Source organism: Dethiosulfatibacter sp. (assembly GCF_983023055.1).
This window is the reverse complement of the sequence record NZ_CEZJXU010000016.1, coordinates 1-13519: the sequence shown is the minus strand read 5'-3', so window position 1 is coordinate 13519 and position 13519 is coordinate 1. Positions and strand designations below refer to the sequence as shown.

Annotated in this window: 11 protein-coding genes, 1 pseudogene and 1 other annotated feature; of the genes and pseudogenes, 6 read left to right on the top strand and 6 right to left on the bottom strand. The window is 38.4% G+C overall.

Translation table 11 applies throughout. The annotated features are described in order from the left end of the window. Together AC3AX0_RS01630 and AC3AX0_RS01625 are read left to right on the top strand one after the other, a co-directional pair. A pseudogene (locus AC3AX0_RS01630) lies at window positions 1-1141 on the top strand (aminotransferase class V-fold PLP-dependent enzyme); the annotation flags it as partial. A 20-nt stretch (window positions 1142-1161) separates the two neighbouring features. Beyond that, window positions 1162-2052 carry a selenium metabolism-associated LysR family transcriptional regulator gene (locus AC3AX0_RS01625; RefSeq protein WP_487548558.1) on the top strand — a complete coding sequence of 297 codons (891 nt, stop codon included), beginning with the start codon at window positions 1162-1164 and terminating at the stop codon, window positions 2050-2052. Window positions 2053-2181: 129 nt separating this feature from the next. Here AC3AX0_RS01625 and gatB read toward each other — a convergent pair whose 3' ends face one another. The 6 genes from gatB to pdxS all read right to left on the bottom strand — a co-directional run bounded on the left by gatB (window position 2182) and on the right by pdxS (window position 8988). Next, complete coding sequence (gene gatB / locus AC3AX0_RS01620) at window positions 2182-3609, bottom strand: Asp-tRNA(Asn)/Glu-tRNA(Gln) amidotransferase subunit GatB (RefSeq protein ID WP_487548557.1); 1428 nt, start codon at window positions 3607-3609, stop codon at window positions 2182-2184. After that, window positions 3609-5081, bottom strand: coding sequence for an Asp-tRNA(Asn)/Glu-tRNA(Gln) amidotransferase subunit GatA (gene gatA / locus AC3AX0_RS01615; RefSeq protein ID WP_487548556.1), 1473 nt, complete (start codon window positions 5079-5081; stop codon window positions 3609-3611). The genes gatB and gatA overlap by 1 nt, the downstream gene beginning before the upstream one ends. Window positions 5082-5236: 155 nt before the next feature. Then, a complete protein-coding gene (gene gatC, locus AC3AX0_RS01610) occupies window positions 5237-5521 on the bottom strand; it encodes an Asp-tRNA(Asn)/Glu-tRNA(Gln) amidotransferase subunit GatC (protein WP_487548555.1) in 285 nt (94 codons plus the stop codon). An 89-nt stretch (window positions 5522-5610) separates the two neighbouring features. Continuing rightward, a complete protein-coding gene (aspS, locus tag AC3AX0_RS01605) occupies window positions 5611-6903 on the bottom strand; it encodes an aspartate--tRNA(Asn) ligase (protein ID WP_487548554.1) in 1293 nt (430 codons plus the stop codon). A 275-nt stretch (window positions 6904-7178) separates the two neighbouring features. Then, window positions 7179-7424: a binding site (T-box leader), on the bottom strand. 122 nt (window positions 7425-7546) lie between these two features. Beyond that, the gene (gene pdxT / locus AC3AX0_RS01600; protein ID WP_487548553.1) at window positions 7547-8116 is read right to left on the bottom strand and encodes a pyridoxal 5'-phosphate synthase glutaminase subunit PdxT; all 570 of its coding nucleotides are present in this window, start codon (window positions 8114-8116) and stop codon (window positions 7547-7549) included. Next, window positions 8116-8988, bottom strand: a complete 873-nt coding sequence (gene pdxS, locus AC3AX0_RS01595; protein WP_487548552.1) for a pyridoxal 5'-phosphate synthase lyase subunit PdxS — start codon at window positions 8986-8988, stop codon at window positions 8116-8118. The genes pdxT and pdxS overlap by 1 nt, the downstream gene beginning before the upstream one ends. A 394-nt stretch (window positions 8989-9382) precedes the next feature. Here pdxS and cls point away from each other — a divergent pair, with 394 nt between their 5' ends. The 4 genes from cls to AC3AX0_RS01575 form a co-directional block, all read left to right on the top strand. Beyond that, window positions 9383-10837 (top strand): cardiolipin synthase, encoded by a 1455-nt coding sequence (cls, locus tag AC3AX0_RS01590; protein ID WP_487548551.1) that lies wholly within the window; start codon window positions 9383-9385, stop codon window positions 10835-10837. Window positions 10838-10848: 11 nt separating this feature from the next. Then, window positions 10849-11196, top strand: coding sequence for a phage holin family protein (locus tag AC3AX0_RS01585; RefSeq protein WP_487548550.1), 348 nt, complete (start codon window positions 10849-10851; stop codon window positions 11194-11196). Window positions 11197-11238: 42 nt separating this feature from the next. Then, complete coding sequence (locus AC3AX0_RS01580; protein ID WP_487548549.1) at window positions 11239-12129, top strand: diacylglycerol/lipid kinase family protein; 891 nt, start codon at window positions 11239-11241, stop codon at window positions 12127-12129. Window positions 12130-12143: 14 nt separating this feature from the next. Beyond that, window positions 12144-13519, top strand: a 1376-nt coding sequence (locus tag AC3AX0_RS01575; protein ID WP_487548548.1) for a deoxyribodipyrimidine photo-lyase, incomplete at its 3' end; no start/stop codon positions are given.

Here is a 13519-nt window from a genome sequence, read left to right as displayed (position 1 = left end):
TGGACAATGGTGCAACATCATTTCCCAAGGCTCCAGGCGTTGCAGAAAGCATGTCTCATTATCTCTTAAACATAGGATGCAACGTGAACAGAGGCGCCTATGATTCGTCCCTGGAAGCTGAAAACATAGTCTACGAAACAAGAGAGCTCATATGTGAACTCTTCAATTTTCACAAGCCGGAAAATGCAATATTCACAAAAAACATAACTGAAAGTCTTAATATAATATTGAAGAGCCTTCTAAAAAAAGGAGACCATATAATAGTCTCTTCAATGGAGCATAATGCTGTAATGAGGCCCCTTAGCTCTCTTGCTGAAAGAGAAGTTGAATTTTCAAAAGTTCCTTGCAATGAAGTTGGTCAGCTAAATCCTGAAGATATAAGGGATTTCATAAGACCTGAGACAAGGACTGTTGTAATGACTCACGGCTCAAATGTATGTGGTACTATAATCGACATTGAACGGGTAGGCAAAATCTGTAAGGAAAACAACCTCTATTTCATAGTTGACAGACTGCGGGCTTCACAGATATAGATTTTGAAAAAACCAATGCCGACATAATTGCCTACACTGGACACAAAAGCCTTCTTGGTCCCCAGGGAATGGGGGGATTCATAGTTGGAGACAAGATACTAAAGGAAATGTCCACCTTCATTGAAGGTGGCACGGGAAGCGCATCTGAAATGGAAATACATCCAAGGTATATGCCCGACAAGTTTGAGGCAGGCACCATGAACATACCTGGAATATACGGCCTCAATGCCGCACTAAAATACCTAACTCATGGAAAAATCAAGGAAATCAGGGAAAAGGAGCTCTATCTGCTTGATGGCTTCCTAAAAGACATATATAATATAGATAGAATAAAACCTGTTGGCCTAGATTCAATAACGGGAAGAACAGCCCTTGTGTCAATAGACTTCCTTGAAAATGACAATGGTATGGTTTCACATATCCTGAACAAGGAATACGGAATAATGACAAGATGCGGACTTCACTGCGCACCATCGGCCCACAAGACACTGGGAACCTTTCCCAATGGTACCGTAAGGTTTAGCTTCAGCCATTTCAATACCATTGAAGAGGTCAAACATGTCATTGATAGCATAAACAAGGTGCTCAAGAAAGCAGCTATGCTATGAAAAAATAAAGGTGGATAAAATTGGAATTCAATCAACTGGAAAGCTTCATATATGTAGTAAATCTGAAGAGTTTCTCAAAAGCTGCTGAAAAACTTTTTCTTACACAACCTGCCGTTTCCAACAATGTTCAAAATCTGGAGAAAGAACTTGAAACGGTACTCATAAACAGAAACTACAAAAAAACAACAGTCACCGAGGAAGGTGAACTGCTCTACAGCTATGCAGTCAACATGCTAAATATGAGAGACAAGGCGACCTATGAAATTGGAAAGCTAAAAGGAAGTATCTGCGGCAATCTGGAAATAAGCTCAAGTACGATTCCTGAGCAATATATACTTCCACGATATTTAAGAGACTTTTCAATTAAATATCCCGATATAACCTTTACTCTCAACCACGGCGATTCTAAAAAAGTCGTCGACGATGTGTTGAAGGGTTATACAAACTACGGAATCACAGGAGCAATCTACGAATCAAAACGGCTTGAATATATTCCCTTCTATGAAGATAGGATAGTCCTTGCTGTTTCCAATACTGGAAAATACCACTGGAATGATTATGAAGAGATAGACATGGACCTTTTAAAAAAGGAAAAGCTCATAATGCGTGAGGAAGGCTCAGGAACAAGGAAGATTCTTGAAAAAAACTTAGAAGATGCAGACATGAACGTATCAAGCCTCAATATGATATCCGCCGTGGAAAGCAATGAAACAATAAAAAAAATGGTTGAGCTTGACATGGGAATAAGCTTCATGTCTGAAATCGCAATCGAAAACGAAATCAGACTCAAACTTATTAAACCTCTCCTTATAAAGGGACTAGACATAAGAAGACAATTCTATTTCGTCTACTGCAGAAATAGATATCTATCTCCCCTTGCCGAAAAATTCAAGGACTTTCTGATATCTTAGAAATAAAAGTCAAATAATCAACAAATCTAAGAAGCACCCTCCATAACCAGTAGGAGGATGCCTCTTTATATAGGGATGGTTATTACAAAAATACAAAAAGTAAATTCATATTTTTATATTTTTGCTTTGTTAATTGTTCAACATTTCTTCCAGTATACCCTTAATTGTTCCAGGGTTTCCCTTGCCTTTTGTGGCCTTCATGCATTGCCCCATTAGGAATCCAAAAGACTGCTTCTTTCCTTCCTTGAAATCCGCTATTGCCTGTGGATTTTCTTCAAGTATCTTTTTAACTATATCAGCAAGCTCGTCACTTGAACTTATCTGCTTAAGTCCTTTTTCCTCTATTACTTCACCAACAGACTTACTGCTTACACAGAGCTCTTCGAATACATCCTTGGCTGCAGTTCTACTTACAGTTCCCTTCTTAACCTCAGCTATAAGATCAGAAAGCTGTACCTCTGTAACGGGTATTTTATCTTCAGTCTTGAGAACTCTCAACACCTCAGTGATTATCCAGTTTGCAGCTTCCTTTGGTTCCTTTGAAAGTTCAACTGTCTTTTCATAGAAATCTGCAATTTCCTTTTCCTCTATTAGTATTTCAGTATCCTTTTCTGAAATTCCATACTCGGAAATCATTCTTTCTTTCTTTTGTTTTGGAAGCTCAGGAAGAGTATCTCTAATATCTTCCACCTGCTTTTTTGGTATTATTACTGGAGGAAGATCAGGCTCAGGGAAATATCTGTAGTCATGGGCTTCTTCTTTTGATCTCATTGTTATTGTTCTTCCCTTGGAAGCATCCCATCTTCTTGTTTCCTGCTTAACCTTGTGACTTTCACCGTAGCTGTAAAGTTCTATCTGACGCTTTTCTTCCTTTTTTATTGCCTTGAAAACTTCCTTTATAGAGTTCATATTCTTTATTTCAACCCTTGTGTTTAGAACATCAGACCCTGCTTCTCTTATTGAAATATTGACATCGCATCTCATTGAACCCTGTTCCATACGACAGTCAGATATTCCCGAATAAATAAGAATGGCTCTTAGGTTTTCAAGAAATGATACAGCCTCTTCCGCTGATCTCATGTCAGGTTCGGACACTATTTCAACCAGCGGAACTCCTCCCCTGTTGTAATCAATCAATGTATGTTCTTCGTCCTCAAGGTGGGTAAGTTTTCCTGCATCCTCTTCAAGATGTATCCTTGTAAGTGCTTTCTTTGACTTCTTACCATCCACTTCTATTTCAACATATCCATTTGAACATATTGGCAAATCAAACTGTGATATCTGATAAGCCTTTGGTAGGTCGGGATAGAAATAGTTTTTCCTGTCCATCTTGTTAATAAGGTTGATATCGCAGCCAAGGGCAGTTCCCGCCTTAATTGCAAGGTTTACAACCTCTTCGTTGAGCACAGGCATTACTCCAGGAAGCCCTATGCATACGGGACATGTGTTTTTGTTCGGTTCGGCTCCAAATTCAGTAGAACAGGAACAGAATATTTTCGATTTAGTAGCAAGTTCAACATGTATTTCAAGTCCTATTACTGTTTCATAAGATGCCATTATTCCACCTCCTTAAGTTCAGGTATTAGATCAAGATCAAGTTCCTTTTCAAGAGAATATGCAAATCTGAACAGCTTCTCCTCTGACATGTGGTCTCCCATGAACTGTACTCCTATTGGAAGTCCAGATTCACTGAATCCCGAAGGAACCGATATTGCAGGTATTCCTGCGATGTTTACATTTACAGTCAATATGTCCGCCAGATACATCTCAAGTGGATCTGAAGTTTTCTCTCCAATTTTAAATGGAAGAATCGGTACAGTTGGAGACAATATTGTGTCGTATTTTTCGAATGCAGATTTATATAGTTGCTTGACTTTATGTCTGAAGGTCATGGCCTTCTTGTAATATGCATCATAGTAACCTGAAGAAAGTACATAGGTTCCCATCATTATCCTTCTCTTAACCTCGTCTCCAAATCCTTCCGTACGGGATTTGATGACAAGTTCCTGAAATGATTCGAATTCTTTTGTTCTGTATCCGTATCTCACACCATCATACCGTCCAAGGTTTGAACTTGCCTCCGCTGAAGATATAATATAATAAGCTGAAAGGCCGCTATCTGTGATTGGAAGGCTGAATTCTTCAACTTCCGCACCCTGTTTTTTAAGAATATCCGCTGCGTCAAGAAGACTTTTCCTTACTTCATCATTTATTCCTTCGCCTATGAATTCCTTTGGGATTCCAACTTTAAGACCTTTTACTCCAGACTTCATAGTTGCTGAATAGTCTTTTGTATAGCCCGACTCTATGGAAGTTGAATCCTTTGGATCGAATCCCTGAATACACTGTAATCCATAGGCTGCATCTTCAACATTTCTTGCAAATGGACCAATCTGATCAAGTGAAGACCCGAAGGCAATTAGACCATATCTGGAAACAGTACCGTAGGTTGGCTTAACTCCAACAAGACCGCAAAATGATGCAGGCATTCTTATGGAACCACCGGTATCGGACCCAAATGTGACCTTTGCAAATCCTGCAGATACTGCAGCAGCCGAACCTCCTGAAGATCCTCCTGGTACCCTGTCAAGGTCCCATGGGTTTTTAGTAGTAAAAAATGCCGAGTTTTCATTTGAAGAACCCATGGCAAATTCATCCATATTAAGTTTTCCAAGGATTACCGCACCTGATTCCTTAAGCCTTGTCACAACTCCTGCATCGTATGGAGGTATAAAATCCTCAAGCATCTTGGATGCACATGTAGTCTTAAGTCCATTAGTGCAAATATTGTCCTTGATACCTACTGGAATTCCTTCCATTATGCCCAAATCGATTCCATGGTACATTTTTTCATCAATTTTTTTTGCTCTTGCTATTGCAGCTTCTTCGCTGACCGAAATAAAGGCTTTTATACCCTCATCATATTTCCTGATTTTCCTCAAATATTCCCTGGTTAGTTCTTCGCAGGAAAACTTCCTGTCTTCATAGGATTTTCTAATATCCTTAATGCTCAATCCTGTAATATCCATGTCTTCCTCCTAGTCTTTATATCATAACTTTAGTTGAGTTAATTCTTGCGTTATTTGAAATACAAACGGTTCAATTGTGCTTCAAATGTTGCATGAATTAGCACGAAACTTGTTATGAGATAAAACTACATTGATTTTTTTATTACTACAATTACCTATTCAACTACTTTTGGTATTTCTATGGCAGTGGCTCTCATCTTCTTGGTGTTTTTAAAGAGATTCTTGCTGTTTTCAAAAGATTGAGTTTCGTCTTTCCTGAGTCTCAATGGCTTATCATCAAAAGAATACATCTCTATTCCATCAAGATCTTCTTTGTTAATATTATCAAAATGAGTAAGTATGCCGGAAAACTCCTCTGACATTTTTTGCGCTTCCTCTTCAGTAAAGTGAAGATTTGCAAGCTTTGCTATATAATATACTTCGTCTTTTGTTACTTTCATGACTGCCTCCCGTATTTTAATTTCAATCTATAAGTTCTTTTTACAGATACTGTCCACTGATGGTGTTATTGTCACTGGAATTGTCCACATTATGGTGTGACTCTGTTAAGATCTCTAGGCAGAAGTGTTGCCTTTCTAATGTTGTCCAGTCCAAGGAACATCATGGTAATCCTTTCAAGACCTATTGCCAGTCCACCATGGGGCGGCATTCCGTATTTAAATGAGTCAAGATAGAAGTCAAAGCTTTCAGGCTTTGCTCCAAATTTAATCATGTTGTCCTTGAGCTCGTCGTAGTCATGAATCCTCTGTCCACCTGTTGTGATTTCAAGCCCTTTGAATATTAAGTCAAAAGATTTTGTCATTCCTTCAAGTTCATCATCAGGCATTGTATAAAGAGGTCTCTTTGATGCGGGATATTTAGTAAGGAAGACAAAGTCCGATTGGTATTTGTTCTTAATATATTTCGCAAATAACTTTTCTCCGTCTGCATCTATGTTTCCTACTGGTGAATTCTTGCCAAATTCCTTAAGAAGTATTTCCTGTGCTTCAATAAGGCTTATTCTTGGAATCTTAACAGGAATCGGAAGCTCAACCTTCATAATATTAAGCTCGTCGCAACATGTCTCCTTCAAATGCTCTATGATAAATCCTAGCAGTCTCTCCTCAAGGTCCATGATATCATCTTCACTTTCAATAAAACCCATTTCCAGGTCAAGACTCATATATTCGTTCAAGTGTCTCCATGTGCTGTGTGGCTCGGCCCTGTATGCCGCTCCAATTTCAAATACTCTTTCAAATCCTGCTCCCACCATCATCTGCTTGTAGAACTGCGGACTCTGTGCCATGAAGGTTCTTTTTCCGAAGTAATCAAGCATGAATACATCTGAACCACCTTCAGTCTCTGCTCCTATGATTTTAGGAGTATGTATTTCTGAAAATCCTTCTCCAATTAAAAACTTCCTATAGGCTTCTACGATTTCCTGCTGAACCTTGAAAACTGCCCTTCTATCCATCCTTCTCAATGATATTGTCCTGTAATCAAGCTGCTTCTCAAGAGATGCCTGTATATCCCTGCCGTTTATTGAAAATGGAAGAAGCTCATACTTAGCCTCTCCTACAACTTCTATTGTTTCAACTGCAAGTTCCACTCCTCCAGGAGCCTTTTCATTGGCCTTAAGAATTCCAACAGCCTTTACTGAAGCTTCAAGCTTTATCTTTTCAAGTATGTCCATATCATCTATTATCATCTGTACAATACCTGTTCTGTCCCTAAGATATACAAATGCAAATTCCTTGAATTTCTTGATATTGTGGATCCATCCGCAAAGCAACACCTTTTCTTCTTTTCTTCCAATTGTTTCCTTAACCAGTATTCTTTCCATGTTTTCCTCCTAGTTTTATGTCACAATTATAGTTGAGTCAATTCATGAGAGCTAAAGTATATAGATGGTTCAACTGTATACGATAGATTGAATGAATAGTAACGAAACTTATTGTGAAATAAAACATCCTTGATTTAAAGTGTAAATTAAAACAGCCTTTGTAAATTATAAATAATTTTGATTTTCTCACCATCTTGCTTTGTATTCTGTAAATGAGAGAGGCTTCACACATTTTGATATAAAAAAACCTCCGTACTTAAATATAAATTAATATACTTAAGGACGAAGGTTATATTCGCGGTGCCACCTTAGTTAGCTAAAAATCAGCTCACTCAATTTCAGTACAGAATAATCGATACCTATCTGCTATAACGTGCAGCCTACGTCCAAGTCTACTTTCCTAAGATTTCGATTGGAAACTCGAGGATGTTCTTCAACAAATTTTTTCTGTACCGGACTCCCACTATAACCGGTTCGCTGTGACGTGAAAATTTATTTACTCTTCCTGTCAATGTCTTTAAATTTTTGTAACATTTTTTATGATTATAAAACATATTTCGTGATTTGTCAAATCCAATTTTAGTCTATTATATTATTTTTTCGGTTCGTTATATGATTTCATTGCATTCAAGTGCTTTCCCTCTCAAATCATATTTAGAAAATATTGATGTACCCTTGTGTCCCTGGTAAGCTCAGGATGGAATGATGTAACCAGGATATTTTTCTCCCTAGCTGCCACAATCCTACCTCCAGTTTCTGCAAGCACTTCAACATTTTCTCCAGTGTTTTCTATATAGGGAGCCCTTATGAATGTCATGGGAACATTCCTCATTCCTGCAAATTTTCCTTCAGTTGCAAAGCTTCCAATTTGGCGTCCATAGCCGTTCCTTTTGATATTGATATCTATTAACCCTAAATGTGTGTAGTCCTCATTTTGGATTACGCCTGCCAACATTATCATTCCAGCACAGGTGCCGAAAACAGGCATTCCACCATCAATCATTTCCTTCAATGTATCAAACATGTCAAGCTCATTCAAAAGCTTGGCCATTACCGTACTTTCTCCCCCCGGCAAAATCATCCCTGAAAAATCCCTGTCTTCCAAGTCGCTTTTTTTCCTTATTTCAAATGATTCAACACCAAGGCTTTCCAGCATCTTACTGTGCTCCTGGAAGGCACCCTGTACTGCCAGGATGCCTATTTTTTTCTTCATTACTGTCCCCTTTGAGCCATTAGAAGCTCGATTTCCTGTTCGTTGATTCCTACCATTGCTTCTCCCAGATCCCTTGAAAGCTGGGCTATTAGAATTGGATCATTGTAATTTGTCACAGCCTTCACTATGGCCTGTGCCCTCTTCTCTGGATTTCCAGACTTGAATATTCCCGACCCAACAAATACACCCTCAGCTCCAAGCTGCATCATCATGGCAGCATCTGCAGGTGTTGCAACTCCACCCGCAGCAAAGTTTACTACTGGAAGCTTTCCGTTCTCATATACATATCTTACAAGGTCGTAAGGCACCTGAAGATTCTTCGCTTCGTTGAAAAGCTCATCCTCCCTCATATTCTGAATCTTTCTCATCTGCTGGCTTATAAGCCTCATGTGTGTTACAGCCTGAACCACATTTCCAGTACCAGGTTCTCCTTTTGTCCTTATCATTGAAGCACCTTCACTGATTCTTCTAAGAGCCTCGCCAAGATCCTTTGCTCCGCATACGAAGGGTACTTCAAATTTTGTCTTGTCTATATGGTAGGTCTCGTCTGCCGGTGATAAAACCTCACTCTCGTCTATATAATCTATTTCTATAGCCTGGAGCAACTGTGCTTCGACAAAATGACCGATTCTTACTTTTGCCATTACAGGTATTGTAACTGCATCCTGTATTCCTCTTATCATATCCGGGTCGCTCATTCTTGAAACTCCACCTGCAGCCCTAATGTCCGCCGGAATTCTTTCAAGTGCCATTACCGCACATGCTCCTGCTGCTTCTGCAATTCTTGCCTGTTCAGGAGTTGTAACATCCATTATAACGCCACCCTTTAACATCTGTGCCAAATTCTTATTAAGTTCATATCTGTTGTTCATAGTATCCTTGTATACTAAATATATAGATACTCAATAGATATTCAGTATACTCTCCTTTATTAAAATTTTATGTTTCGAAATATTTTTTTCATTATACACGATTTCTGACATTACGAAAAGAGTCAGAATTCATTAATTTTATAAGGTCAGATGGTTTTTTAAAAAAAGTTAAAGTGATTTACTTATTTATTAAATCCTTCACTGTGATATAATATAACTAAGATTTATTATTATATTCTGGTGATACAAATGAAAATAAATTTATCCAAAACAGATATACTTTTATTGATTGTTATAATAATTTTAATAATATCAATGATTTTGTCTTCCGAAAACAACTGCGCAACAAATTTTTTCGGATTCATCACAAATAATTACTGATACGGAGGACTTTATGTCAATAGACTTCATAGATTTTGGCTGGCTTACGCTAATCTATGCAATAAACACGCTGCTAGTAATAGCGCTTATTTTTCTTGAAAGAAAAGACCCTACTGCAACCCTTACATGGGTTCTGGTTTTCTATATTGCTCCCTTGGTGGGATTCTTCTTCTACATACTGCTGTCCCAAAACTTCAGCAGAAAAAAGCTCTTCAAGTTGAAGGTTATAGAAGAAAAAATCTATGGCGCATATATAGAACAGCAAAAAAATAAATATTCAAAAGGTCAGCTGATAATCAATGACACCAATATACAACCATATACTGACCTTATAAAAATGAATCTATTCAGCAACGATTCCTACTACTCACAGGACAACGAAATAACCATATACACCAATGGCAATGACAAATTTGACGCCGTTAAAAAGTCCATAAATGAAGCAAATGACCATATACATATGCTCTATTATATTTTCCAAAACGACGAGTTGGGAAAGGAAATACTTGACCTTCTTGCAAAAAAAGCAAAAGAGGGAGTACAAGTAAGACTACTGGTGGATTCAGTAGGAGGAAGATCATTGAACAATAGCGTGCTCAAGCCTCTCAAAAATGCAGGAGGAAAAGTCGAACTGTTTTTCAGAAGTCCCATACCAAAGATAGATCTAAGAATTAACTACAGAAACCATAGGAAAATAATAGTAGTAGACGGAAGAATTGGCTATGTAGGCGGTATCAACGTAGGCGACGAATACCTTGGAAAGGATCCATCATTTGGTTACTGGAGAGATACCCACCTTAAGATAGAAGGCTCAGCAGTAAGAGATCTTCAGGCAAGGTTCATGCTTGACTGGAGAAATGCCAGCAAGGATAATCTGAGTTTCAAATACAGATACTTCCCCGACATTTCAGGCATCGGTAATTCAGGAGTCCAAATAATCTCAAGTGGTCCCGACTCTCCCTACGAGAGAATAAAGCAAAACTACATAAAAATGATAAACATGGCAAAAAAATCAATTTATATACAATCGCCATATTTCGTACCGGATGCCAGTATCATGGAAGCACTTAAGATTGCTGCCCTGTCTGAAATCGATGTAAGGATAATGATTCCAAATAAACCTGACCATCCATTCATATACTGGGCCACCTACTGCAATTCGGCAGAACTGTTGGATTACGGAGTCAAGATCTACACCTACGAAAATGGATTTATCCATTCAAAGACAATGGTTGTAGATGGTATGATTTCCTCTGTAGGCACTGCAAATTTCGACGTGAGAAGCTTTAAGCTGAATTTCGAAGTCAATGCAATAATATATGATTCAGCAATATCCAATAAACTCAGGGAACAGTTCCTTGGTGACATTGAGTTAAGCGATGAGCTGACCCTTGAAGTATACAGGCAGAGAGGAGTCTCTATCAGATTCAGGGAATCAATATCAAGGCTGCTTTCACCAATTATGTGAGGAGGTGCGTTATGAAGAAACTTTTGGGAAGAATCATATTAAACATGATGGCCATATGGGCAGCATCCTACGCAATTAGCGGAGTTTCCTATTCAGGACTTGAGGGACTGTTCTTCGCAGCCATTATTTTTGGTATTGTAAATACATTCATCAAGCCCCTTCTTAAACTCATATCACTGCCCCTTACGATTTTTACACTGGGATTTTTCCTCCTCATAATAAACGGAATAACAGTAGAAATTACAGCAGGACTGTCAGCACTCAATACTGCAACTTTCGGAGATTCCATAAAGGCAGGAGTAATAATCACAATAGCCAACTGGATACTCCAAGGAATATTCGATACAAAAAAAGATTGAAAACATTAGACAAACAACTAACTGAAAGAGAGTTCAAATCATATGGAAAGATATCTAGTAGTATACAATCCCATTTCGGGAAAGGAAATGGGTCAGCAGAAAATGTTCCAAATAGCAAAGAAGCTACTCACGGATGAAGATATAAGCATGACCTTCATAGCAACAAAAAAAAAGGGCGATGCTATTGAAGCAGCAAAACTTGGCTGTAAAGAAGGATACGACATGATAATAGCTTGCGGTGGGGACGGAACAATCAACGAAGCGGTAAACGGAATAATGATGTCGCCCTGCAAAACAAAGCTTGCAATACTTCCAACCGGCACAGTAAACGACTTTGCATCATATATGAAGATACCAACGAGCATTGCTGAATTCACCAAAATGCTTAAGCGCAAAAAGACAAACCTGGTGGATGTCGGAATGGTTAATAACAAGTATTTCATAAATGTTGTCTCCGGTGGTGCCTTCACAAACATACCACATGAGGTTCCTAACGATACCAAAACAATCTTCGGAAAGTATGCATACTATTTCCAGGCAGCCTTGGAAATACCAAACCAGATATACCGGTCCTACAACCTTAAGGTGGAAAGTTCCGGAAAGGTTTTCAACATGGAGGCACTGGTATTCATAGTGAGCAATACTCCAAGCATAGGCGGATTTAAAAAGCTGTCTCCTGATGCGAAATACAACGACGGACTCTTCGACGTGGTCATATTCGAGAAAACAAACCCTCTAATAATGCTTGAAATATTTACAGGAATGGCAAGCGGAGACCATGTAAATCACCCTATGGTACACTACTTCAAAACTAATGAAATAACTATAGATTCAGATGACGACCTTACTATAGACATCGACGGTGAATATGGTTTTAAAACACCTGTCAGTATCAGTATAATCAATAAAGGAATTGAACTACTGGTTCCTTAGAAAGGGATGGAAAAATGGTTAACGGTAGAGTGACTCATATAAAAAACTGCAAGGATTCAAAGGGCGAATACATTCTTTACTGGATGGAGCAGTCTCAAAGGATACACTACAATCATGCACTAAATCTCGGAATAATTCTATCAAATCTTCACGGTATACCCCTTGTTGTATATTTCGGTATTTCCGATGAATATCCAAAGGGGAATTTAAGACACCATACCTTCATGATGGAAGGTCTTGAATACCTTAAAATGAAGCTCAGCAGAATGGGAATTAAATTTGTCATTTACAGAACATCTCCTGAAAAAGGCTGCATGGAACTCATGAAAAATGCCTCACACCTAATTATGGATGTAGGCTATACAAGAATCCAGAAACAATGGAGAAAGGATGTAATCAACAGCTGGACTGAAAATGACTGCACAAGTATCATAGAAGTAGAGGATGATGTTTTAGTACCAGTAAACAAGGTGTCTGATAATGCTGAGCATTCAATGGGAACTATAAAACCAAAACTCTTGTCTAGCATGGATGAATTCGCAATAAAGTTCAGACCAATAGAACCCTTCATCAGAAGCAGATACATAGATATAGAATGTTCTTTCGAGGAAATAGTTTCGCCTATGGACGAAATCGAAAATATAAAACAGAAAAACGGTGTATCACCATCTTCAAGATTCAAAGGTGGAGAGAAAGAAGCAAGAGATCTTTTCTATGAGTTTTTCAACAACAAGATCGGATATTATCTGGAAAAGAACCACCCTGAGTTGGACTATACTTCATGCCTCAGTCCCTATCTTCATTTCGGCCATATCTCACCGGTTGAGATTGTTGTTGTTGTAAAAAAAGTTATTGAGAAAAATCCTTTCATTGAAAAAGCAGTCAATGCCTTTATTGAAGACCTGGTGATAAAAAGAGAACTTGCTATTAATTTCGTGCATTTCACGGAAAACTATGATAAGTTTGAACATATGACAGATCAGTGGGCCTATGATACCATGGATGAACACAAGGACGACGAAAGAGAATTCCTCTATACCACTAATGATTTCGAATCATGCTCAACCCATGACAAATACTGGAATGCAGCAATGAAGGAAATGGTTGAAACAGGCTTCATGCATACATACATGAGAATGTATTGGTGCAAGAAAATAATCGAATGGTCCCCGGACTACAAGATGGCATATGATATAGCTATCCACCTTAATAACAAATACTTCATAGATGGATGGGATCCAAACAGTTATGCAGGAGTAGCCTGGTGTTTCGGGAAATTTGACAGACCCTGCGAGGAAAGACCTGTCTTCGGCAAGATAAGATACATGAGCAACAACGGACTCCATAAAAAATTTGATATAGATAAATATATTGAAAAGATAGAAAAACT